This is a genomic window from Pseudomonas sp. FP2300, from assembly GCF_030687595.1.
Lineage (GTDB): Bacteria > Pseudomonadota > Gammaproteobacteria > Pseudomonadales > Pseudomonadaceae > Aquipseudomonas > Aquipseudomonas bijieensis.
The window spans coordinates 2514224-2535336 of the sequence record NZ_CP117440.1 but is presented as its reverse complement, the minus strand read 5'-3'; the positions used below and the strand labels follow the sequence as shown (position 1 = coordinate 2535336).

Sequence of the window (21113 nt, the reverse complement as noted above, 5' to 3'; positions counted from 1 at the left end):
CTGGAAATATCTTGCCAGCCCGCCGGGAAATCTAACTGCGCTTTTGCGGGGGCCAGCGAAAATTTTCAACGGTTATTCAATACGAAACTGCAGGTTGTTCGGTGGGACTTGCCTAAGTAACCATCCTGCGACTTCCGACTCCAGATCCGGAGCCAAGGCAACCCAGACACTGCGTTGATAGTCATCGACCCACTGTGCCTCGACCTGGCTCAGCATTCCACGCTCAATCAGTTCATTGGCCAGCGGGGCTAAGGTCAAAATGCGGAAGCCAAAAAAACCGGGATGCTTCTCGACTTCAACCACTTCATAGAGATTCTCGATACGAATACCTAGCTCACCGGGCAGATAAACGCCTGGTTCAATGGATGTCACCATCCCTACTTGAAGAGGCACCGCACTGGCGTGGGTCGCAATTCTGTGTGGTCCTTCATGCACATGCAGGTAGCTGCCTACTCCATGCCCCGTGCCATGGGCATAGTCCAAACCTTCGCGCCACATCACCTGACGCGCAACGCTATCGAGCTGTTGACCACTGGTTCCCTTGGGAAAGATGCAAGTCGCCAAGGCAATTTGTGCGCGCAAAACGGTGGTATAGAGAAACTGCTGCCTTGCGGTGGGGGAACTGCACGCCAACACCCGGGTTACGTCGGTGGTACCTTGCGGGTATTGGCCACCGGAATCGATAAGCAGTAGCTCCCCTCTTTTCAGTTTTGCGGCCCGCCCTGGTTTGGGCAGGTAATGCGGCTGCGCAGCATTGGCGCCGGCAGCAGCAATGGTCTCGAAACTCACGCCGCGGTAATCAGAGTGCAGGTTGCGCCAGCGTTCTAGAGACTCGACTACTGACAGCTCGCTCTGCCCGAGAAACCTTTCGCATCGGTGGTAGAACTCGTAAAGAAACCGGCACAGCGCAAGCCCATCGATACGATGCGCTTCACGACTGCCTTGCAGTTCGGCCACTTGCTTGCAGGCCCGTTGCAAAAGCAGAGGATTCGGCCCATCAGAAATTGAACAGCCTGCTGACTCAAACAAGCGGTAGACAGCTGCCGTGCAACTACGACGATCAATCAATACCCGCCGGAAACCGACGTTAACGAGGTGTTGAATGAGTGTATTCAGCATCTGCGGTGGGCGTATCGTCACCGCCTCTGGCAGCCATCCTTCAGGCAGTTGGAGCCGGGCTGCATCAATAAACCAATCAAGCTTGCCATCGGCGTATAACATCCCGAAGCTGAACGGTAATGGCGCAATAGCAATGTCCTGCCCACGCACATTCAACAGCCAGGCCAACATATCCGGCGAAGGCAGCCACAAAGCATCACACTGTGATTCGCGCAATTTGTCAGTGAGTTGCCCGAGCTTGTCTTCAACAGCAGCACCGGCATATTCAAGTGCCCAGGCAACCACCGGGCTGGCCGACGCTGCGGGACGATCCGACCAGCATTCATCCACTGGATTTTCGAGAGTGTCTTGCCAGATGAAACCCGCTTGCGTAGCCGTAACCTGCCAACGGGTATACTCATCGATGCTGTGCAACCTTGCATCGCAGGCAACGGTGGCACCGGGATGAAGCTGCTCACGCAGCCAGTTGAATAGACTTGTATCGCTCCGTGTCAGCGTATCGAGCTGCGCGCCACACTCCTGGCGGGCCTGCTCCGTATAGCGGCCATCGATCAGTAGCGCGGCACTCTTTTGTGTCAACACGGCCAGTCCCACGCTGCCACTGAAACCGGTCAACCAGAGCAAACGTTCATCGGCAGGCTCAAGGTCCTCATTCAGATAGATATCACTTCTAGGCAATAAAAAAGCGTCGAACTGATGAGTCGCCATGACTGCCCGCACACACGCATAGCGATCCATTACACACCTCGCTGTTGGCGGTAAGCTCGCACAATCGCGATCTCGCCCCCAGGAGGCAAATACTCTTTCTCCCCAGCACATGCCCAGATCGCCTCAACTACCTCCATGCCTGTGCAGACTTGTCCAAACACCGCGAATCCCAAACCATCGGGATGGCGAGCACCTCCATGATCGAAGTGCGGCTGGTCCCCCAGGCAAATGAAAAAATCGCCTTCAGCACTGTTTGGACCATCACGCCCTAACGACAAGCTCCCGTGACGGTGGGTCAGCCCGGTTTGCAGAGTGCTTTCGAGTTCGATCATCGGAAAATTATTTGGGTCCAATGGTCGCGTGCCACCGTGAATGACACTAATGCGCACCGGGTCTTCAGGTTGTTGATTAGACGGACTGACGATGCGAAAAAAGCTGCTGCCGTCATAGCGACCGCTGTCTACATAGGCTAGAAAGTTTGCAGTGCTCAGCGGTGCCTGCTCACCATGCAACTCGACGGTAAAACATCCCAGAACAGTTTCTAGTGTGACGTACATAGGTGTAGACATGGCTGTTCTCCCTCAGGATAAAACCACCATTGTCCGCAAAGAAGACAGCGTAAAAAATCGAGATAACCGGTTAGCGTTGAACATGCTGCGGGATGCCACCGCCCTTACCGCAGATTATGCAGAATGCGTGTGATCATTCACGCCACATCAGGTTTTCCAAAGGATAGCCTGCAAACCATTTGGTTTTATCAAGGATGATACTGCTGCTGATTTTGAGGATATTTGGATTTTCATCCAGAAGCTGCTCACAGAGTGTGTTGAAGTCCGTCACTGTCGAACACGTCGCTAGGGCGATGTAATCAAACTCACCGTCTACCTTAAGGCAGTCAACCAGCTCACGGCGCTTGGCGATGAAACGCTCGAATTGAAGGCGCAAATGTCCCGCGTGATCACGCAGACTGAACATGACATACGCCATGACGTTGATGCAGATTGCATCAATGTCAATCGAAGCCATGTACGCCCGTATATACCCTGCATCCTCCAGTGCCTTAGTCCTTTGCAGACAGGCGCTAGGGGAAAGGTTGATCTTTTCGGCCAACTCTAGATTGCTGATCCGTGCGTTATTTTGCAGATTCTCGAGGATGGCCCGATTGATCCGATCCAGCTTTACTCTTTTCATGCGGCCCTCACCTCAAATCAACGATCAGCCCGACCTCGTACGGGCGGAGGTCTTTATCAGATTGGCATGAGGCCGGTAATCTGGATAGTCCATGACCATCGTATTTCCATTTCGGATCACAAAACGCTGAGACACTGCGTCCAGTCAGGTGCGCTCAAACTATCAAATTTTGCCTCCTTAAAAATGTCCGACCGGTCAACTTCTCGCTTTTTCATTCCAATCACTGCCACTGCGTTCTGGACTAAAAAAAGCGGATTGCAATGCCTTGACGTTCTCCTTTGTCGGGCTTATACAAAAGGCGTAGTTCGCTGTCGTTGGCAGCCCAGGTAGCCAGAACCTTCAAGGCTACGCCACGCTCGTGGTGGTTTACCCAAGTGCGATCAGCATTCGGAGGCTCGCACGATTACCGCTTCAGCGGTGATGAATGCCCACTATCCCCAGATCCGAAAACCACTACTGCGGATCCTCTTCTGCTGCATCGCTATTCCCCAGGCGCATCGTTCTGATCGTCATCGGCTTGCCGGCGGCGTGTCGTTCATCGCCCGCCTTCACCTTACCCACCCTGACGGGGCTCACTTCCCCGTCAGGGGCTGTGCGTCGCCGTTTTCCCTTGAAAGGAGAACCATCATGGCCCACGCCAACCAATCCCAAGAAGCGACCACTTACTTCAATCTGCACACCGTCGGTATTGGCTACCTCAACCGTGTTCGTGAAGTACAAGTCCGCCGCGGCCAGCCATTCATGGCCTGCGATATCGCCGCCCTGCACGGTGCCACCGATGCGGTCGAGTACACCCGCTTCGACTGCAAAGTCGCTGGGGGCGAAGCTGAACGCTTGATTCGTCTCTATATGGACGCCGTCAAAGCCGAGAAAAAGGTCTTGCTGTCGTTCCGTATCGGCGACCTGTGGATCGACCCATTTCTCTATGAGAAAGGCGATAAACAAGGCCAACCGGGCGCTAGCCTGAAAGGTCGTCTGCTGTACATCGACTGGATCAAGGTCAACGGCACGTTCGAATACAAAGCGCCTGCCAGGCAGGAGGCAACAGCACCTGCTGAGCAAGCGCCAAACAGTGAGCCATCCCCAACGTCGGCTGATGCCGAAGCTGAGGATACCGACAACCCAGCGAAGTCCAGGATTGAGCCTGAATCTGCACCCACTCCCCGCACGGCTCGCACGGCCCGCCGTGTCGCCACACATGCTGTTCAGTCCGCCTGAACGATCCGAGATGTTTTACATCAGGCGCTCAATCGAGCGCCTTTTCTTCAATCCGCACAGGAGAACCAGTATGGAATCCTTCTGGCTTTGCGACGACTGCCTCTTCGCTGCGGCTTACGAGGACTACAGCACGTTATCGCTCTACTACACGACGGAGGAGATAGAGAAACGTATCTCCGGTCTCCATCAGGGACTGGTTCGACTAATGCCCATCAGTGCCGACTTCGACCCCGAAACTGGCCGTGGAATAAAAAACCTCTCTCAATTGCCCTGCGACGGTTGTGATTCACACCTACACGGACAACGCCACCGATTCACTCGGCTGTAAACAGCGCGTCATCGGGCAATGCCCGTAACTTACCCACCTCGGGGACACCACTCCCCTCGGGTGTGTACCCCCGGACTGTTCCCATCGGAGGTACCCCATGAGCACCCCACTCACCCTGATTGAAACCTCGGATGTCGAAGCTGATCGTATCGCCCAGGAAAACCGGCTGATCGACGAAGCGCTGGAGATTCTGGATCATCGGCTGTTCACCCGCGGCCCCGGCCTGACTTCACCTGACACCGTAGCCTCATACCTAAAACTGCATATTGCACCACAAGAGCATGAAGTTTTCGGTGTGATTTTTCTCGATGCCCGCCATCGCGTTCTGGCATTCGAGATCCTCTTTCACGGCAGTATCGACGGCGCCAGTGTTTATCCCCGCCAAGTCGTCAAGCGCTCCCTCGCACATAACGCAGCAGCTGCCATTGTTGTTCATAACCATCCCTCCGGTTGCACGGAACCCAGCCTGGCGGATCGTGCCTTGACCGCACGATTGAAAGCGGCGTTGGACTTGATCGAAGTGCGCGTACTGGATCACTTCATCGTCGGCGAAGGTCGTCCTCTCTCCCTTGCCGAACATGGCTGGCTTTAACCCCCCAATAGGCGTCTTCGGACGCCTTATTCATTTCCTCCTGGAGAACCCTCATGAACCCTTCACCCCTACCCCCAGCTCTGGTGGAAACCTCAAACACATTTGCTCGCGGCTACGACAACTTGCATATCGAACGACTGCTACAGATCACCTACGCAAATGACTGCCCTCCCTGCTTTCGCTCCATACACGACTCACAAGCTCATCTACCCGACGATGCGCTGGAACTGTTCCCCTGCCTTTTCAACGATGATTTCGCCTTGATCAGCGAAGGCCAATTCATTCCGGATGAGCTGGATGAATGCTGTCCGTCCACCGGGCTGGTGCGCCAAGTGGTTTACTCCGTGACGGGCGAAATGCTCAACGAACGACATCATGTCGGTGACCTTTACTCCCGGGAAGAAGCCCAAGCCTTGGTCCATCGTTTGAGCTTTGACACAGGACACTACAGTCGAGCCTGGGAGATCAGTACCGCACACCTCACTGAAGATGCATTGCGCTACTTGGAACATCGGGCTGGCAGTTTGAACGCTGGAGCAACCGGACTGCTGTTTGAACCCTTCGCCCTGAGAGACTGCAATGGCCTCGGGTGTAAGCTGATCGGCACGCCCTGGACCGACGAGAACCTGATGAAGATGGAGGGCCGTCCTTACGCATCGCTGAGGCAGGAGCAGCTCGACGCTGGCACACCGGAAGCCCTGGTCAACCTGCTGTACCTTGCTGCACTGGCCAATGTGCGATTGTTGATCTTCGACCCCGACGCTGCCGTCTTGGATGGGCTAGCCATTTTTGATGAGTAGCAGTGTCTTCAGCGTTAACACGACTCGCCTTGAATCAACTTTCTCACTGAATCGCTCCTTCACCTCATGTCAGGTTCCGCACTGAATCTGACATGAGGTTTTTTCCATGGAGCGTTTTTTCACGCCTGTCTGTCTGCTGGGCTTGCTGAGTGCCTGCACCGCGCTAAACCCAACCCCATTGCCGACTAATCCAGCGACTGACGGTGGCTCCAATCGGCCCCAGTTATCGAGGAGCCCGGCCGACGAAAGCCATCCGTCAGAGCTCCGCTATGGCCGCTATACGCTGGTCAGCACCGAGCCCACCACGGAACAACGAAATCTTCTCGCTCAAATCGTTGACGTGAGCATTCCGTCCAACCTGAATCCTTCGGTACAGGAAGCGATGCACTACGTGCTGCAGCGCTCAGGTTATTCGCTCTGCCCTGCTGCCGAACCAGTAAAGATACTGTTTACCCGGCCTCTGCCCGCAGCCCATTACCGGCTCGGCCCGATCCCATTACGCAGCGCACTGCAGGTACTGGCTGGCCCCGCCTGGCAACTCACGACCGATGAGGTCAGCCGTTCGGTCTGCTTCGAACGGGAGAAAAATGACGCTGGCACCGTGCAGGTCACATCAATCTCGTCCCATCAGTCGGAGGCACGCCCATGAAAGCCTCGACGTTTCAAACCCTCATTGTCGGCTCACTTTGCCTGGCGGTCTCCGGGCTGAGTGGTGGTTTGTATAACCAGTATCAACGCGTGACCGAGCTGGAAAATGCGAACGCCCGACACCTGCAGACCCTGGATACCCTGCAACGTGATTCAAGCGCCCTCATGGATGCACAGGAGAAGCTGCAGTACGCACTGAAAGACCTGAAGCAGATGGTCGATACCGGTGAGCAACAGGCCAATACCCTCGATCCGATGTTGGATCAATGGGCGCAAGAGATACAGGAGCTACGCGACGGTCTGGCAGACCGTGCCACCGAAGCCGATATGATCGCGCTACGCGCACGACTTGAGCACGTCGAGCAGCAACTCCTGGACCTCAAAAGCCAGCCACCACTCCCACCACCGACGCCTTCCACGGCCAAGCCGAAAAAAACCGCTCAGCCCAAGCCTGCCTCGCTCCTGCCGCCATTTTCAGTGTTGAGCATCGAGTACCGCGGTGGCGGCGAGCGCTTTCTGGCGGTCGCACCTCCTGACAGTCGCTCGCTCAAGGATATCCAGTTGCTGCACAACGGCGAGCAGTTCGGCACATGGCAACTGAAGGTGCTGGAGCCGAACGCGGCTATCTTCGCGGTGACCGCTCACCCAGACCAGACCGTGCACCTCCCTTGAGAAGCGATCATGAACAGAGCTCCGCTGAGCCCCATCGTCTGTTTCATTTCATTGCTGAGCATAGGCGCTGCGCTGGGCAACCCCGTCACGACACCGTCACGGACCCAGGACACGCAGTCCGCTCCGCTGGCGCGTTCGCACTCTGAACAGGCGGCAAGCTGGGGTATCACGGAACAGGAATGGACACGCTTCGAACAGATCCAAGCCGGCCCGCGTGGTTTCTGGAGCCCGAACCTGGACCCGCTGACCGCGCTCGGCGTCGAGGCAGAGACCGACCAAGAGCGTCAGCGCTATGCCGAATTGCAGGTAGCGCTGGAAGCCAAACGTGCCGAGCGCGAGTTGGCTTACCAAAACGCCTACACCGCAGCTTGGGCCAAGCTGTTTCCTGGACTGTTGCCGATTCAGGGTATGGCATCCCCGCCCGCTGCTAGCTCACCGGTAGAGCCGCGCCGTGCTCTGTTTGTCGAAGACCATTGCCCTGCGTGCACCGCCGAAGCGCAGCGTCTGCAAAGCAGTGATACGGCGCTTGATATTTATCTGGTGGGCAGCCAAGGCGAGGATGAACGCGTCCGTCGCTGGGCTCGGCAAGCGGACATCGATCCGGCCAAGGTCCAACGCCGGCAGATCACCCTGAACCATGACCGTGGTCGCTGGTTCAGCCTGGGAGCCCCGAGACCATTACCCGTCACATTTAAACAGGTGAATGGACAATGGCAACGTCTCGATTGATTGCTATTGCGCCCCTGCTGACAGTGCTCGCCGTTCGGGCGGACGAACTTCCACCTCCGGCTTATCAACTGGCAGCGCATGACGCCAACGTCCCTTCCACGGTGTTGTTCGCGATTGCCCTGCAGGAGAGTGGCGCCCGCCTCCGTGGTCGACTGCTGCCCTGGCCCTGGACGCTAAATATTGCCGGTAGCCCTTACCGTTTCGCCAATCGTCAGACCGCCTGTCATGCCTTGCTTCAGGCGCTTGCTCGGTATGACGCCAAGCGCGTCGATGCTGGGCTTGGGCAAATCAACCTGGGTTATCACGGACAGCATTTTTCCAGTCCCTGCGAAGCCCTCGAACCCTACCGCAATCTGGCCGTAACTGCCGCGCTGCTGCAAGAGCATCACGCCGTCACCGGTGATTGGGTGTCAGCTGCTGGCCGATATCACCGTCCGGCAGGAGGAACGCCGGCCGCGCGTTACCGCGCCGGCTTTTCTCAACAACTCGAACGACTGCAGGTTTCCTTTAAACAGGGCACACCACCATGAAGCGAATTCCCAGTGCGTATTACTTCGCCGTGCTCTTGGCTGCGCTCGCCCAGCCGGGACTGTCGTTTGCAGAAGTTCAGCCTGGCGGTTTCACCCGCCCCCAGTTTGAAGCATCCAGGCCGCCAGTAAACAACAAGACCCAGCCTGCTCGGGCCATACATGCAGACCTATCTGCATTTGCCGATGAAACCTGGATACTGCCCGTGCGCAGCTCTCACTTGAGCCCAGGCCAAATCACAACTCGCACCCTGGACATGCCGGGTTTGCAGCCATTTTTCCTTGTCGGGGAGGATCCCCAATCGTTGGCTTGGCTGCATCAGCGTGCGACTGAACTGCAAGAAATGGGGGCGGCCGGCCTCGCCGTCGAAGTGACCGATACTGAAGCCCTGGCCCGAATTCGAGCTGCCGCGCCGGGCATCACCATCCTGCCGGTCAACGGTAACGACATCGCCTCTCGCCTGAAAATTGAGCACTACCCTGTCTTAATCACAGCCACCTCACTGGAACAGTGAGTCTGGGTCATGGCCGAGCATGCGATGGAGTCCAAACTCCGGCCCGCAGTCGAGCTGTATACCGTGGCGATCTGCGTCGCCGCGGCGGTGTTATGCGTTTATTCGCCCTGGGCCGTGGCGCTGTCACCCGACATAGGATTGGTTGCCGCGCTGGCTTATGCCCTGTTCGGTTTGATCCGCCTCCGACAAGCCTGGGAGGTGTTGCGCTATCGGCGCAATATCCGCCGGCTGCCTCGTTACGAACTGACCAGCCGGCAGATTCCGGTGAGCCGCAAACGTCTGTTCATGGGCCGCGGCTTTCGCTGGACCCGCTTGCACACCCAGCGCTTAGTCGAGGCCCAGGATCCGGCCGTCGCTCACTACGTCGACCAACCGACCCGTTACCGCCTGGCACGTGGACTCGAACGTCGCCTAGAACATGCACCGTTTCCGCTCTCGACACTGGCCCGTGTCACGGCCTGGGACAGCGCCTTTAATCCGTTGCGCCCTTTACCTCCAGTCGGTGGCTCACCGCTGTTGCATGGGGTCGAGCCCGACGAAACGGAAGTCAGTCTGCCGCTGGGAGAACGAGTCGGACATACCCTCGTGCTGGGCACGACCCGTGTTGGCAAGACCCGGCTCGCCGAGGTGTACATCACCCAAGACATCCATCGCATTGAACACGAGGTAGTGATCGTCTTCGATCCGAAGGGCGATGCCGATCTGCTCAAACGCATGTACGTCGAAGCCAAACGTGCAGGTCGAGAAAAGGAGTTCTATGTTTTCCATCTAGGCTGGCCGGAGATCTCCGCCCGCTACAACGCCGTGGGACGTTTCGGACGCATCTCGGAAGTGGCGTCGCGCATCGCTGGGCAGCTCAGTGGTGAAGGTAACTCGGCGGCGTTTCGCGAGTTCGCCTGGCGTTTCGTCAACATCATCGCCCGCGCCCTGATCGAGTTGGGCCGACGTCCGGACTATCTGCAAATCCAACGGCATGTGGTCAACATCGACGCATTGTTCATCGAATATGCCCAGCAGTTTTTCGCCAGAACCGATCCAAAAGCGTGGGAAGTGATCGTCCAGCTTGAAGCCAAGCTCACCGAGAAGAACATTCCCCGGCATATGGTAGGCCGCGAAAAGCGTGTGGTGGCCATCGAGCAGTACCTCGCGGTGAAGCGGGTATTTGATCCGGTATTGGACGGACTGCGTTCGGCGGTACGCTATGACCGTACTTATTTCGACAAAATCGTTGCCTCGCTACTGCCGCTGCTAGAGAAACTTACCACTGGTAAGACCGCTCAGTTACTGGCGCCCAACTACACCGATTTAGATGACCCGCGGCCAATCTTCGACTGGATGCAAATCATCCGAAAACGCGGCATCGTTTATGTCGGCCTCGATGCGCTGACCGATGCCGAGGTGGCCGCCGCGGTGGGCAACTCGATGTTTGCCGATTTGGTCTCGGTCGCGGGCCACATCTACAAACATGGCATTGACCATGGCCTGCCCGCATCGAGCAGCAGCAGTGACAAGCTGCCGATCAACCTGCATGCCGATGAGTTCAACGAGTTGATGGGCGACGAATTCATTCCTCTGATCAACAAGGGCGGTGGCGCCGGCATCCAGGTGACGGCCTACACCCAAACCCTCAGCGATATCGAAGCGCGAATTGGTAACCGCGCCAAGGCCGGCCAGGTCATTGGTAACTTCAACACCTTGCAGATGCTCCGCGTACGCGAAACCGCCACTGCGGAGCTGCTCACCCAGCAGTTGCCCAAGGTCAATGTGCTGACCAAAACGCTCGTGTCGGGCGCCACCGACACCTCGGATCCTGAGGCCAACACGGATTTCACCTCCTCTTCACAGGACCGTGTCAGCAGCACCAGTGTGCCGCTGATCGAACCAGCGCATATCGTCAGTTTGCCCAAGGGGCAGATGTTCTGCTTCCAGACCGGTGGTCAGCTCTGGAAAGTCCGCATGCCTTTACCTAAGCCCTCCAACGACGACGCCATGCCCAAGAATCTGCAGGAGCTTACTCAACGGATGCGGGCCACCTATAACGAACAGGCAGGGCAATGGTGGAGCGCAAGCGGTGGCGGTCCAACAACTAACTTCGATTTGGATCAGGTGGGGTAGCCCGCCCTCGTTACGGATTTTTATTTAGCAGAAAACTATCTAGAAGACGTCGTGACCACATCAACTCTGTAGCGCGCAATGGGGCGAACAATGGCGACTTCCACCCAGAACACGCCGCCACAGCCGATCCAGCATCCAGGATTGATCGTCTCGGCGATCAGTCTGGTCCTGCGCATCATCGGATTGCTGATCGCCTCGCTGCTGTTCTCGATCCTGATCGAGTTCGTCGGGCTGCTACTGTTTTGGGGCGATCAGGGTTGGCGGCACAGCCAAGCCATGTTGACGAACGAACTGGCCTGGCTGAGCGAGCATTTCAAATCTTCACTCATCATCCAACAACCCGGACACACGATTGTCCAGTGGCTGGACTTTCTAAATCAGTGGCTGCTGGTCAAGACTGGCTTTACGGATTTTGCCCAGCAGGCGCGGGTGTCGAGCCAGGGCAACGGCTTCTGGAGTTGGACCAATCAGCTATACGTGAGCATTGAGAATTTCGTGCTGGCAACGGTGTATGTCACTTTCACCTTCGTGGTGCGCCTGACTATTCTGGTTCTGGCAACACCCTTGTTTCTGTTGGCCATGTTCACTGGTTTTGTAGATGGGTTGATGCGCCGTGACCTGCGCAAATTTGGCGCGGGGCGTGAGAGCAGTTTTGTCTATCACCGCGCCAAGCGCGCAGTGATACCACTGCTGATCGTGCCCTGGATCATTTACCTATCCCTACCGTTTTCGCTCAACCCCATCACTATTCTTTTGCCTTGTGCAGTATTGCTTGGAGCAGCAGTAGCGATTACATCGACGACATTCAAAAAATATCTCTAAGTGCTTAGTTGAACTGTTTCAATCAGCACCGCAGACGCAAAAATGCACGCACTACTGCCTTGGTCGCGCACCTCAACGCTAGCTTGTGGTGTACCTGAGCATTTTCATCTCCGTCCGAACAGTACTCGGACAGGCCTTATCCTATATCTCTACGCTGTGGATCAGCCATTAAGCAGACCGGTGCTATCTTACAAGCCGGTAATGTAACTGGGCGTTTGACCTAAATCACTGTCGGTTCGGGCAACCTACTAGCCAATCACTACTAGCCATTACGTTACTGAGCTGGAATGAAGGAGTTCAGCAGTCTCAGCAGCAAGAAATCATCTGGGGCGTCCATGAGCAGTTCACCATCATCCGCTACTATTACTTCGCAAAGACGCGGATGGCCCAAGAAGCCTCGCGGTATCGGGTATTTGGCAAATGGGTTATGAAGCACAAACAGCCCATCCATCAGATGCTCGCTGTAGTCACGCTTTAGCGCGGCCCGCACCGCCGGAATAAGCTTTCCTGGATTGGGGTGAAGGGTTGTATAGGCAGTCATTGCATCTGGGTTGTCGGCCAGAGCCCGAACCTTTCCCCATGTAGCCAGGCTGCTGTAGACAACTGCCGACACCTCTGGATAGCTGTCATCACAGAACAGGCCCACTTCGATGTTGGTATTTTCATTCTTGGGAGCTGCCGAGACATTGTAAGACGGGACGTGCGTATCGGTTGCCATTGTTGCCGCCTCATCATGGTAGAGGCCGTAGAGTGCCGCCAGGATTGGACGCCCGGCGGCAAAGTGTGCGTGTGGCCTATCAAATGAAGCAATGCCAATGACGAACGGCTTGTCTTTGACATGAGCGAGCTTCGAGTACTGGTCCCTGTATTTCTTCACTTTCTTGTCGAAGCTATTGCAGATGCGCAGCGTGGACTCGATATTAAACACCGTGAAGTCAGCAGGCGGTTTGACGTGTGAGAACCCATATGCAGGTTGTCCACCAGCAGGCGGATTCGCGATTGTCGCTTCAAGGCAAAACGGAATAGGCCCGCCAACTAGGAAGTCGGGCGCATGGTGCCGCAGATCGATGGAGAGACCCCATGCCTTCAAAGCCGCATGCAGATACAGTTCCCAAAATGAGGACTCAAAGGTCTTTTGGAATTCTTTGACGAATTTTCCATCCCGGTCCTCGAAGCCTTCGGCCCATTGATTAAGCACTTCACGTTCCGGTCCATACGGCTCTCGCAGCATCATCTGAAAAATCGGATGCTGTTGGTCTTCGGCCGTCAACTGGTTGAACAGATCAATGGGCATGCTGTGTCTCTCCACCGCTTGACTGATAATTGACAATCCATTTTAGCTTTTCAAAAAAAGCCCGGTTCAGAGCTGAAGAGCGTGGTCTGTGCCCCTGGGAATGAGCCGGGAGAAGTCGATTTTGACGATATCGTCACCAACTAAGCTCATTGAAACTGAAGGTTCCTAGAGCCTCAAAAACTCCCCTACCCAAGGTCGAAGGGCCATATTAGCTGCAATGTAAGCATCCTCAGTCCTTCCCCAAAAAAACGATTTATCAGACCTCAGATTTCTTACAGAATTATTCGACCTCTAACTTGATTCTGTTCCCATATCCATATGGGCCAGCATCATGCCAACTACCGTCTTTCGTTGCTTGTTACTGTTCTCGCTGGCTATCGTCGATGACAGCAGTTATGCCGCATCTGCTCATGAGCAGGAACAGCTCAGCCTAGTGAAGCAGCAACTCGACACTATAGAACGTCTAGCGGCACGAGCCGAGACAACCAACAGGTCTGAACCCGACGAACGCTATCGCTTCGACTATCCCCGGCTGACTCAGGACATCCAGCGCATCCGCCACGGAGTACAGGACTCCCTGTCCCCTTCCCGCGCTCAGCCCCGCGACCCCATTGAATTGGTTGGTGATTACCGCCTTGACACTCCGTCAGCGGAGCCGTCGCCATGAGCATGACTGACGCTCAGAACTCCGCGTTCCAAAACGCATCCGGTTTCTCACCGCAGAGCAGTTCGACGCTGTGGCTGTCCATGGTCCTCGCTCTGGCTTTGCTGTGGTGTGCCTGGGTGATGTGGACGGCTTACCGGGGTTGGGCCGCAGGCAGCGTGCGATTCGGTGCCTTCGGTGGCAGCACTGCACGCGTGTTGCTCGCGCTGTTGGTTCTGATGTTCTTCACCCTTTCCTAAACCAGGAGATCGCCGTCATGCTCAAGTGCCTTGTCCCCCTGAAAAACAACCTGCGTGATCGTGCCAGTCAGCGCTTGATTGGTCTGCTGCTGGTGCTCGGTCCAAGCCTGGCTTTTGCCGAGCTTCCTACCATGGAAGCCCCTTCACGTGGTGAAGGTTCTGGGTTGATCGAGACGATCAAAAACTACGCCTACGACGGCGGCATTCTCCTCGGCCTGCTGATCGCCCTGCTCGCTTTTCTCGGCGTAGCATGGCACTCGCTGACCGTCTATGCCGACGTGCAGAACCAGCGCAAGACCTGGAAGGACTTGGGTGCGGTGGTCGGCATTGGAGCGCTGCTGGTGGTGATCATCATCTGGTTCCTGAACAAGGCAGCCGCGATTCTGTGAGGTCGACATGAACGACACTATCGAACGCCTTGCCGACGGCACCTTGGTCTTTCTGCCTGAGCGACTCAATCGTGATCCTGCCGTGTTGCGCGGTTTGACTAATGATGAGATGTGGGTAGCGCTCGGTACCGGCGCAATCATTGGGCTGGTGCCGGGAGCTCCTCTGGCGATTGCCACCGCCTCTATTGCCGTGGCGCCAACCAGCATGATCGCAGGCATGGCGGTAGTGTTATTGGCCGGTGGGGCGCTACTGCGTCGGGCCAAACGAGCCCGCCCCGAAACCTGGCTGTACCGCAAACTCGAATGGGTACTGGCTAGCCGTTGGCGCTTGGGTCGCGGCAGTTTGATCCTCCACTCCGGCGCCTGGACGGTCCGCCGTTCACGTCGGCTGCGTCCTGCGCTGCCCCGGTGGTTGCCATGAGCCGTTTTCGGAACAAGGTGGATGCCCAACAGGCCCATATCTTCAGCCTGCGCCTGGCGGTAATGATCCTTGCGCTAGTCTGTGCCGGGCTCTGGTACGGCTGGCGCTCGGCACCGACCGATCTGACCGTGCATGTACCACCAGATCTGCGCTCGGGCAGCACTCGCAAGTGGTGGGATATCCCCTCAGAAAATATCTATGCCTTTGCCCTGTATATCTTTGGTCAGCTCAACCGCTGGCCTTCGGATGGCGAGCAGGATTATCGCCGCGCCATCTATGGCTTGCAGTCCTACCTGACACCTGCCTGCAAGGCCTTCCTCGACGGCGACTACGAATACCGCAAGGCCGCCGGTGAACTGCGCCAGCGAGTGCGCGGGGTCTACGAAATTCTGGGCCGAGGCTATAGCGAAGATCCGGAACTCAGGGTCAAGCAACTCGATCGCGACAGCTGGCTGGTCACCCTCGATCTCAACGCCGATGAATATTACGCCGCCGAACCGGTGAAACGGGTGGTGGTGCGTTATCCATTGCGCGTGGTGCGTTTTGATCTGGACCCCGAACGCAACAAGTGGGGGCTGGCACTGGATTGTTATCAGGGCACTCCGCAAAAAATCGCTCTGCCTGGAGGTGAGCCATGACGCGGAATTCTACCCTGGGGCTCACCATCGCACTGATGCTATGGGGAGTTGCAGCGCAGGCCGTCGAGTTGATGCGCTGGGAACGCCTCCCTCTCGCGGTCCCGCTGGTGATCAATCAGGAGCGGGTGGTCTTTATCGATGAGGATGTCCGAGTCGGCGTCCCCTCAACTCTGACCGGCAAGCTGCGCGTGCAATCTACCGGCGGAACGCTGTACCTGCGCGCGTCAGAAGCCATTGCACCTACCCGGTTACAACTGCAATCGGTCGCGACGGGCGAGATCATCCTCTTGGACATTGCAGCCACGCCTGGCGAGCAACCGCTGGAACCTGTGCGTATTATCAAGAATGCTCAGCGGCAGCCTACCGAGGCTGAATCTAGCACCCTCCCTGTTCCAGAACGTACGCCAATTCCAGTCGCTTTGACGCGCTACGCTGCGCAAAGCCTGTACGCGCCGCTACGCACCGTGGAGTCCCTGCCCGGCGTACGCCGCGTCCCGCTCAAGCTGCGCACCGAACTGCCAACCCTGCTGCCGACCGAAAACGTGTCCAGCACACCCATCGCCGCCTGGCGACTCGGTGATTACTGGGTGACGGCCGTGAAGCTGCGCAATCGTGGTTCAGAGACGGTGCAACTCGATCCACGTCGACTTCAGGCCAAGCTATTCGCCGCGGCTTTCCAGCATGCTTTTCTCGGACCTGTCGGCAGCGCTGAAGACACCACGATCGCCTACCTTGTCACCCGCAGTGCCGGCCTTGAGCAAGCCGTGCTGTTCCCGGCCGTTTCGCGAGGTGCTGGCGATGAAAGCTAACGCCTTGCTCAAATGGCTGGTACCGGCTGCGCTGCTGGGCGTGGTGTTGATTATCCTGAAAACTTGGGTCGCGGGTGGCAGCAGTTCCTCTCCAGAGAAGTCGGTTGATCAAGGCAATCTTCAGTTATCCGCCGAGCAAGCCAAGTCGCTCGGTATTGCGGGCGATACCCCCCGCGATACGGTCGCCACCCTGGTCGGCCAGGTGAAGGCCATGCGCAGCGACATGCTCGGTTTGAAGAAACACAACGATTCGCTGCAGACGGAAAACAACCGCCTGCGCGAGCGGGAAAACAGTGTTGATTCGCGAATCCAGACGGCGCTTGGCAGCGTGACTCAACAGGTCGACGAAGGTCGCCGACAAGCCAACGAGGCTCGACTCAAAGCGGAACAAGACAGTCGCCAGGCCCGTGGTCTGCTGACGCAATTGCAGGAGCAGCTGTCGGGGCTGACCGACAAAGACAAGGATATGCCTATCGGACTGGGGCTTGAGCCGGGCGACGGCTCCCAGTTTGAACGGCAGCATTCTGCCAATGATGCACTGCAGTGGATTGAGCCCTCGGATGCTCTGTCCACCGCCCCCCAGGGCAAAACCAAGACCGCGTCCGCTCTGAGTCTGCCTACTGCCTTCAGCTCATTGGAGGGTTTGAAGGACAATGCCATCGACCGCAGCCAGAAGCAGTTACGCGAGGTCACCAAGGGTGAACGTGACCTGACACGCTCCGCTGATCGTACCGAAGGCGCGAAGCCGGTCTACACCATTCCAGAAAACGCGACATTGATGGGCTCGGTCGCCATGACCGCGCTGATCGGCCGGGTCCCGGTGGACGGCACCGTGAATGATCCCTACCCCTTCAAGGTGCTGGTTGGTCCGGAGAACCTGACAGCCAACGGCATCGATCTGCCGGACGTTGCTGGCGCCGTAATGAGCGGCACCGCGTCCGGCGACTGGACCCTGTCTTGCGTACGCGGTCAGGTCGAGTCAATCACCTTCGTGTTTACCGACGGCACTATCCGCACGGTGCCTCAGCCGAGGGCAGTAGCCAGCCGCAACGCCTCCACCGCCCAAAGTTCGAACATCGACAAGATTCGTGGCGGACTCGGTTACCTGTCCGATCCGTATGGCATTCCTTGCATCGCTGGTGAGCGCCGCTCAAACGCTCAACAGTACCTCGGCAGCCAGAGCTTGATCACTGCCGTCGGCGCCGGTGTCGCCGCCTTGCTTGGGGATGAGCAGAACAACAGCAGCGTGATCAGTTCGAGCGGCAGTACGCTCGGGGTCACCAGCAGCAGTGGCAATAGCGCGCTGAATTCAATTCTCAGTGGTGGGGTCAGCGACATCCGTGAGTGGATCAACAAACTCTATGGCGAGACCTTCGCTGCCGTGTACGTGCCACCGGCCGCCCAAGTCGCGCTGCACCTCGACCATGAGATCACCATCGACTACGAGCCCAAGGGCCGGAGCGTTCGCCATGAAAAAGACCATGCCTCTCTGCCTGACCTGGATTAGCTTGCTCTGCTGGGTCCTGACGGGGTGTACCACCGACAAAGACACGCTGCTGCCCCATGGCGAGCAAACCATGATGGATATCTGGAACGGCGCCGGTTCACAAGGTACTCAGCAGCAACTGCTGGAGGCTCGACAGCAGTTACGCCGCCCGCTGGCTCAGGCAGATGTCTCCGCGGCTCTCCAGGAACCGTACACGCGCACAGCGGCGAACGAGATCCGCAACCTGTTCCCGCGCCTGCCCAATCCCGATCTGGTGCTGTACGTGTATCCGCATTTGAGTGGTACCGAGCAGGCACCGGTTCCTGGTTACTCGACCGTCTTTCCGTTCTACCAACGTGTGCAGTACGCATTACCCGGTGAACGTCAGGAAGACTTGTAGTGCGTACCAGCGATGCGGGCAACCGCACTTCTGCATGGAAAGCCTGGCGCCACCCATTGCGCCCGCGCGCCACCTTGGCCGATGAAGCTGCACTCTATGCGCACAACCCCAGCTTCACCGACCACTTGCCTTGGGTCGAATACCTCGATACAGAACAATGCTTTCTACTGGACGACAATCACTCGGTGGGTGCGGTGTTCGAGTTGCTGCCCATCGGCACCGAAGGGCGCGAACCCGATTGGCTGATGGCCGCCCGCGATGCCCTCGAAGACACCCTGCAGGATAGCTTTGACGAACTGGATCAAGCGCCTTGGGTGGCGCAGTTTTTCTGCCAGGACGACAACGACTTCGCCCCCTACCTGACGCGGCTCACCGATTATATTCAAGACAGCGCGCGAGGCACGGTCTTCACCGAGACGTTTTTGGAACTCAGTCGTCGCCATTTGAAGACCATCGCCAAGCCGGGAGGTCTGTTCGAGGACAAGGCCGTCACGCGCCTACCCTGGCGCGGCAATAATCGACGGGTGCGCCTGGTGATCTATCGCTGGATTGAGTCTGGCGCCGAGGAGATGGGACTCAGTCCAGTGCAATCCCTGCAGCAGGCTTGCGAACGTATCGTGGCTTCGTTGCAGGCATGCGGGGTGCAATCGACGCGAGTCGATGGCCGAGGTCTGTATGCCTGGTTATTGCCCTGGTTCAATCCCGCACCCAGGCTCACCGACGAAGACCCCGAGGAATTCTACCGCCGCGTGGCCTATCCGGAGTCGGGCGACGGCGAGTCGCTGGAACTGCCCTTCGATCATGACTTCGCCGAGCGGCTGTTCTTCAACGAACCGCGCTCGGATGTCCAGCACGGGCTCTGGTTTTTCGATGATCAACCCCATCGGGTCATGGTGGTGGACAAGCTGCGCCGAGCGCCCTTGATTGGTCAACTCACCGGAGAAACCCGCAAAGGTGACGCGGTGAATGCACTGTTCGACCAGTTACCTGAAGGTACAGTCATGAGTCTAACCTTGGTGGTCAAACCGCAGGATGTACTTGAGGAGCAGTTGAACCGCCTGGCGCGCAAAGCCATCGGTGAAAACCTGGCCTCGACCCAGACCCGTCAGGATGTCGAAGAGGCTCGCGCGGTCATCGGCCGCCAGCACAAGCTGTACCGGGGAACCCTGGCCTTCTACGTGCGTGGTCACGATGAACAGCAACTGCACCAGCGCTCGGTCAGCCTTGCCAACGCGCTGTTGGGCGCGGGGCTGCAACCTGTACGTGAAGGCGATGAGGTCGCCGCCTGCAACAGCTACCTGCGTTGGTTGCCGATGGTTTACAACCCGGCCCGCGACACACGCAACTGGTACACGCGCCTGATGTTCGCCCAGCACCTGGCGAACCTGGTTCCGGTTTGGGGCCGCAGCACCGGCACCGGTCACCCTGGTATCACCCTGTTCAATCGTGGTGGCTCGCCTTTGAGCTTCGATCCGCTGTCACGCCTGGACCGGGCCATGAACGGCCATCTGCTGTTGTTCGGTCCGACCGGTGCCGGCAAGTCGGCCACCCTGGTCACCCTGCTGATGCAGGTCATGGCGGTGTACCGCCCTCGCCTGTTTATCGTTGAGGCCGGCAACTCATTTGGCTTGCAGGGCGACTACTTCGCGACGCAAGACCTGTCGACCAACATGGTCCAATTGAAACCTGGTACCGCGATCAGCCTCGCCCCGTTCGCCGATGCCTGGCGCCTGGTCGAGCAGCCGGATCAGGTGGCGAGTCTGTCGATCGATGAGCTGGACGATGAGACGGTAGCCAGTCGCGAAAACCAGCGCGATGTTCTAGGCGAACTGGAAATCACTGCCCGCCTGATGATCACCGGCGGCGAGGCCAAGGAAGAGGCGCGCCTGAGTCGAGCCGATCGCAGCTTGATCCGCGAGTGCATCCTTGACGCGGCGCAGGCCTGCGTCGCCGCAGGCCGGCAGGTGCTGACCCGCGACGTGCGGGACGCGTTGCTGCGCGTCGCCGCCGACACGCACTTGCCGGAGAAGCGTCGTGAGCGTGCCCAGGAAATGGGTGAGTCCATGGACCTGTTTTGCCAGGGTTTCGAGGGTGAACTGTTCGATCGTGAAGGCACGCCTTGGCCCGAGAGCGATGTGACCATTGTCGACCTGGCCACCTATGCTCGTGAAGGTTACGAAGCCCAGATGTCCATCAGCTACATCAGCCTGATGAACACTGTGAATAACCTTGCCGAGCGCGATCAGTACCTGGGCCGACCAATTATCATGGTTACCGATGAGGGTCATATCATCACCAAAAACCCGCTGTTGGCGCCATTCGTGGTCAAGGGCACGAAGATGTGGCGCAAGCTCGGCGCCTGGTTCTGGCTGGCCACACAGAACCTTGCCGACTTTCCCATTGCTGCGCAGACCATGCTCAACATGATCGAATGGTGGGTTTGTTTAAACATGCCACCAGCTGAAATCGAGGAAATCGCGCGATTCAAGAAGCTCACATCGGCGCAGAAAGCCTTACTGCTCTCCGCCAGTAAAGAATCGGGAAAGTACACTGAGGGTGTCGTGCTATCGAAGAAGCTCGAAACGTTGTTTCGGGCTGTGCCGCCTAGCCTCTATCTCGCCCTGGCCATGACGGAGCCGGAGGAAAAAGCCGAGCGTTGGAAATTGATGCAGGACAACGGTTGCTCGGAGCTGGAAGCTGCCTACTGGGTGGCTGAAAGGATCGATCGAATCAGAGGAATAGAGCCGGTATAGCGATTGCGTCAGACCGGCTCGCCCCCGTTCAGCAAG

At 57.5% G+C, this 21113-nt stretch carries 25 protein-coding genes; 21 read left to right on the top strand and 4 right to left on the bottom strand.

The window, feature by feature from the left end; all coding sequences use genetic code 11:
* Positions 1 to 72: 72 nt before the first annotated feature.
* The gene (locus tag PSH86_RS11360) at positions 73 to 1857 is read right to left on the bottom strand and encodes an aminopeptidase P family protein (RefSeq protein ID WP_305489757.1); all 1785 of its coding nucleotides are present in this window, start codon (positions 1855 to 1857) and stop codon (positions 73 to 75) included.
* Positions 1857 to 2396 carry a peptidylprolyl isomerase gene (locus PSH86_RS11355; RefSeq protein WP_305489756.1) on the bottom strand — a complete coding sequence of 180 codons (540 nt, stop codon included), beginning with the start codon at positions 2394 to 2396 and terminating at the stop codon, positions 1857 to 1859. The genes PSH86_RS11360 and PSH86_RS11355 overlap by 1 nt, the downstream gene beginning before the upstream one ends.
* On the opposite strand from PSH86_RS11355, the gene PSH86_RS11350 reads away from it, so the two are divergent.
* Positions 2395 to 2529, top strand: a complete 135-nt coding sequence (locus PSH86_RS11350; protein ID WP_305489755.1) for a hypothetical protein — start codon at positions 2395 to 2397, stop codon at positions 2527 to 2529. The genes PSH86_RS11355 and PSH86_RS11350 overlap by 2 nt on opposite strands.
* On the opposite strand, the gene PSH86_RS11345 is transcribed toward PSH86_RS11350, so the two are convergent.
* A complete protein-coding gene (locus PSH86_RS11345) occupies positions 2530 to 3018 on the bottom strand; it encodes an Lrp/AsnC family transcriptional regulator (RefSeq protein WP_305489753.1) in 489 nt (162 codons plus the stop codon).
* Between the two features lie 627 nt (positions 3019 to 3645).
* Here PSH86_RS11345 and PSH86_RS11340 point away from each other — a divergent pair.
* The 11 genes from PSH86_RS11340 to PSH86_RS11290 all read left to right on the top strand — a co-directional run bounded on the left by PSH86_RS11340 (position 3646) and on the right by PSH86_RS11290 (position 11984).
* Complete coding sequence (locus PSH86_RS11340; protein WP_305489751.1) at positions 3646 to 4236, top strand: STY4534 family ICE replication protein; 591 nt, start codon at positions 3646 to 3648, stop codon at positions 4234 to 4236.
* A gap of 70 nt (positions 4237 to 4306) precedes the next feature.
* Positions 4307 to 4564: a hypothetical protein gene (locus tag PSH86_RS11335; protein ID WP_305489749.1), complete on the top strand. Its 258-nt coding sequence runs from the start codon at positions 4307 to 4309 to the stop codon at positions 4562 to 4564.
* A 97-nt stretch (positions 4565 to 4661) separates the two neighbouring features.
* Positions 4662 to 5156, top strand: a complete 495-nt coding sequence (gene radC / locus PSH86_RS11330) for a DNA repair protein RadC (RefSeq protein WP_305489748.1) — start codon at positions 4662 to 4664, stop codon at positions 5154 to 5156.
* A 53-nt stretch (positions 5157 to 5209) separates the two neighbouring features.
* Positions 5210 to 5956 carry an ABC transporter substrate-binding protein gene (locus PSH86_RS11325; protein ID WP_305489746.1) on the top strand — a complete coding sequence of 249 codons (747 nt, stop codon included), beginning with the start codon at positions 5210 to 5212 and terminating at the stop codon, positions 5954 to 5956.
* Between the two features lie 106 nt (positions 5957 to 6062).
* On the top strand, positions 6063 to 6605 hold the full coding sequence (locus PSH86_RS11320; RefSeq protein ID WP_305489744.1) for a PilL N-terminal domain-containing protein: 543 nt from the start codon (positions 6063 to 6065) through the stop codon (positions 6603 to 6605).
* Entirely contained in the window at positions 6602 to 7276 is a 675-nt protein-coding gene (locus PSH86_RS11315; protein ID WP_305489742.1) for a chemotaxis protein, read from the top strand. Before PSH86_RS11320 ends, PSH86_RS11315 begins: the two co-directional genes overlap by 4 nt.
* Positions 7277 to 7285: 9 nt before the next feature.
* Complete coding sequence (locus tag PSH86_RS11310) at positions 7286 to 8005, top strand: TIGR03759 family integrating conjugative element protein (protein WP_305489740.1); 720 nt, start codon at positions 7286 to 7288, stop codon at positions 8003 to 8005.
* A complete protein-coding gene (locus PSH86_RS11305) occupies positions 7987 to 8535 on the top strand; it encodes a lytic transglycosylase (RefSeq protein ID WP_305489738.1) in 549 nt (182 codons plus the stop codon). The genes PSH86_RS11310 and PSH86_RS11305 overlap by 19 nt, the downstream gene beginning before the upstream one ends.
* The gene (locus PSH86_RS11300; protein WP_305489737.1) at positions 8532 to 9047 is read left to right on the top strand and encodes an integrating conjugative element protein; all 516 of its coding nucleotides are present in this window, start codon (positions 8532 to 8534) and stop codon (positions 9045 to 9047) included. Before PSH86_RS11305 ends, PSH86_RS11300 begins: the two co-directional genes overlap by 4 nt.
* A 9-nt stretch (positions 9048 to 9056) precedes the next feature.
* Entirely contained in the window at positions 9057 to 11162 is a 2106-nt protein-coding gene (gene traD, locus PSH86_RS11295; protein WP_305489735.1) for a type IV conjugative transfer system coupling protein TraD, read from the top strand.
* A 90-nt stretch (positions 11163 to 11252) separates the two neighbouring features.
* Complete coding sequence (locus tag PSH86_RS11290) at positions 11253 to 11984, top strand: TIGR03747 family integrating conjugative element membrane protein (RefSeq protein WP_305489734.1); 732 nt, start codon at positions 11253 to 11255, stop codon at positions 11982 to 11984.
* A 274-nt stretch (positions 11985 to 12258) separates the two neighbouring features.
* Here PSH86_RS11290 and PSH86_RS11285 read toward each other — a convergent pair whose 3' ends face one another.
* Complete coding sequence (locus PSH86_RS11285; protein ID WP_305489732.1) at positions 12259 to 13278, bottom strand: glycosaminoglycan attachment site; 1020 nt, start codon at positions 13276 to 13278, stop codon at positions 12259 to 12261.
* 331 nt (positions 13279 to 13609) lie between these two features.
* Here PSH86_RS11285 and PSH86_RS11280 point away from each other — a divergent pair, with 331 nt between their 5' ends.
* Genes PSH86_RS11280 through PSH86_RS11240 form a run of 9 tightly spaced genes read left to right on the top strand, consistent with a single transcriptional unit; the run spans position 13610 to position 21077 of the window.
* Positions 13610 to 13945 carry an RAQPRD family integrative conjugative element protein gene (locus tag PSH86_RS11280; RefSeq protein WP_305489730.1) on the top strand — a complete coding sequence of 112 codons (336 nt, stop codon included), beginning with the start codon at positions 13610 to 13612 and terminating at the stop codon, positions 13943 to 13945.
* Positions 13942 to 14181: a TIGR03758 family integrating conjugative element protein gene (locus tag PSH86_RS11275; RefSeq protein ID WP_305489729.1), complete on the top strand. Its 240-nt coding sequence runs from the start codon at positions 13942 to 13944 to the stop codon at positions 14179 to 14181. Before PSH86_RS11280 ends, PSH86_RS11275 begins: the two co-directional genes overlap by 4 nt.
* 17 nt (positions 14182 to 14198) lie before the next feature.
* On the top strand, positions 14199 to 14570 hold the full coding sequence (locus PSH86_RS11270) for a TIGR03745 family integrating conjugative element membrane protein (protein ID WP_305489727.1): 372 nt from the start codon (positions 14199 to 14201) through the stop codon (positions 14568 to 14570).
* Between the two features lie 7 nt (positions 14571 to 14577).
* Positions 14578 to 14991 (top strand): TIGR03750 family conjugal transfer protein, encoded by a 414-nt coding sequence (locus PSH86_RS11265; protein WP_305489726.1) that lies wholly within the window; start codon positions 14578 to 14580, stop codon positions 14989 to 14991.
* The gene (locus tag PSH86_RS11260) at positions 14988 to 15629 is read left to right on the top strand and encodes a PFL_4703 family integrating conjugative element protein (RefSeq protein WP_305489724.1); all 642 of its coding nucleotides are present in this window, start codon (positions 14988 to 14990) and stop codon (positions 15627 to 15629) included. Before PSH86_RS11265 ends, PSH86_RS11260 begins: the two co-directional genes overlap by 4 nt.
* Complete coding sequence (locus PSH86_RS11255) at positions 15626 to 16438, top strand: TIGR03749 family integrating conjugative element protein (protein WP_305489722.1); 813 nt, start codon at positions 15626 to 15628, stop codon at positions 16436 to 16438. Before PSH86_RS11260 ends, PSH86_RS11255 begins: the two co-directional genes overlap by 4 nt.
* Positions 16428 to 17945, top strand: a complete 1518-nt coding sequence (locus PSH86_RS11250; RefSeq protein ID WP_305489720.1) for a TIGR03752 family integrating conjugative element protein — start codon at positions 16428 to 16430, stop codon at positions 17943 to 17945. Before PSH86_RS11255 ends, PSH86_RS11250 begins: the two co-directional genes overlap by 11 nt.
* Entirely contained in the window at positions 17908 to 18324 is a 417-nt protein-coding gene (locus PSH86_RS11245) for a TIGR03751 family conjugal transfer lipoprotein (protein WP_305489718.1), read from the top strand. The genes PSH86_RS11250 and PSH86_RS11245 overlap by 38 nt, the downstream gene beginning before the upstream one ends.
* Positions 18324 to 21077, top strand: coding sequence for a conjugative transfer ATPase (locus PSH86_RS11240; RefSeq protein ID WP_305489717.1), 2754 nt, complete (start codon positions 18324 to 18326; stop codon positions 21075 to 21077). The genes PSH86_RS11245 and PSH86_RS11240 overlap by 1 nt, the downstream gene beginning before the upstream one ends.
* The last annotated feature ends 36 nt before the right edge of the window (positions 21078 to 21113 follow it).

What these genes read in the sequence shown, in the direction of transcription:
- PSH86_RS11360 (WP_305489757.1), bottom strand. Translation starts at nt 1,857, where the DNA reads ATGGATCGCTATGCGTGTGTGCGGGCAGTCATGGCGACTCATCAGTTC.
- PSH86_RS11350 (WP_305489755.1), top strand. Translation starts at nt 2,395, where the DNA reads ATGGCTGTTCTCCCTCAGGATAAAACCACCATTGTCCGCAAAGAAGAC.
- PSH86_RS11355 (WP_305489756.1), bottom strand. Translation starts at nt 2,396, where the DNA reads ATGTCTACACCTATGTACGTCACACTAGAAACTGTTCTGGGATGTTTT.
- PSH86_RS11345 (WP_305489753.1), bottom strand. Translation starts at nt 3,018, where the DNA reads ATGAAAAGAGTAAAGCTGGATCGGATCAATCGGGCCATCCTCGAGAAT.
- PSH86_RS11340 (WP_305489751.1), top strand. Translation starts at nt 3,646, where the DNA reads ATGGCCCACGCCAACCAATCCCAAGAAGCGACCACTTACTTCAATCTG.
- PSH86_RS11335 (WP_305489749.1), top strand. Translation starts at nt 4,307, where the DNA reads ATGGAATCCTTCTGGCTTTGCGACGACTGCCTCTTCGCTGCGGCTTAC.
- radC (WP_305489748.1), top strand. Translation starts at nt 4,662, where the DNA reads ATGAGCACCCCACTCACCCTGATTGAAACCTCGGATGTCGAAGCTGAT.
- PSH86_RS11325 (WP_305489746.1), top strand. Translation starts at nt 5,210, where the DNA reads ATGAACCCTTCACCCCTACCCCCAGCTCTGGTGGAAACCTCAAACACA.
- PSH86_RS11320 (WP_305489744.1), top strand. Translation starts at nt 6,063, where the DNA reads ATGGAGCGTTTTTTCACGCCTGTCTGTCTGCTGGGCTTGCTGAGTGCC.
- PSH86_RS11315 (WP_305489742.1), top strand. Translation starts at nt 6,602, where the DNA reads ATGAAAGCCTCGACGTTTCAAACCCTCATTGTCGGCTCACTTTGCCTG.
- PSH86_RS11310 (WP_305489740.1), top strand. Translation starts at nt 7,286, where the DNA reads ATGAACAGAGCTCCGCTGAGCCCCATCGTCTGTTTCATTTCATTGCTG.
- PSH86_RS11305 (WP_305489738.1), top strand. Translation starts at nt 7,987, where the DNA reads ATGGCAACGTCTCGATTGATTGCTATTGCGCCCCTGCTGACAGTGCTC.
- PSH86_RS11300 (WP_305489737.1), top strand. Translation starts at nt 8,532, where the DNA reads ATGAAGCGAATTCCCAGTGCGTATTACTTCGCCGTGCTCTTGGCTGCG.
- traD (WP_305489735.1), top strand. Translation starts at nt 9,057, where the DNA reads ATGGCCGAGCATGCGATGGAGTCCAAACTCCGGCCCGCAGTCGAGCTG.
- PSH86_RS11290 (WP_305489734.1), top strand. Translation starts at nt 11,253, where the DNA reads ATGGCGACTTCCACCCAGAACACGCCGCCACAGCCGATCCAGCATCCA.
- PSH86_RS11285 (WP_305489732.1), bottom strand. Translation starts at nt 13,278, where the DNA reads ATGCCCATTGATCTGTTCAACCAGTTGACGGCCGAAGACCAACAGCAT.
- PSH86_RS11280 (WP_305489730.1), top strand. Translation starts at nt 13,610, where the DNA reads ATGCCAACTACCGTCTTTCGTTGCTTGTTACTGTTCTCGCTGGCTATC.
- PSH86_RS11275 (WP_305489729.1), top strand. Translation starts at nt 13,942, where the DNA reads ATGAGCATGACTGACGCTCAGAACTCCGCGTTCCAAAACGCATCCGGT.
- PSH86_RS11270 (WP_305489727.1), top strand. Translation starts at nt 14,199, where the DNA reads ATGCTCAAGTGCCTTGTCCCCCTGAAAAACAACCTGCGTGATCGTGCC.
- PSH86_RS11265 (WP_305489726.1), top strand. Translation starts at nt 14,578, where the DNA reads ATGAACGACACTATCGAACGCCTTGCCGACGGCACCTTGGTCTTTCTG.
- PSH86_RS11260 (WP_305489724.1), top strand. Translation starts at nt 14,988, where the DNA reads ATGAGCCGTTTTCGGAACAAGGTGGATGCCCAACAGGCCCATATCTTC.
- PSH86_RS11255 (WP_305489722.1), top strand. Translation starts at nt 15,626, where the DNA reads ATGACGCGGAATTCTACCCTGGGGCTCACCATCGCACTGATGCTATGG.
- PSH86_RS11250 (WP_305489720.1), top strand. Translation starts at nt 16,428, where the DNA reads ATGAAAGCTAACGCCTTGCTCAAATGGCTGGTACCGGCTGCGCTGCTG.
- PSH86_RS11245 (WP_305489718.1), top strand. Translation starts at nt 17,908, where the DNA reads ATGAAAAAGACCATGCCTCTCTGCCTGACCTGGATTAGCTTGCTCTGC.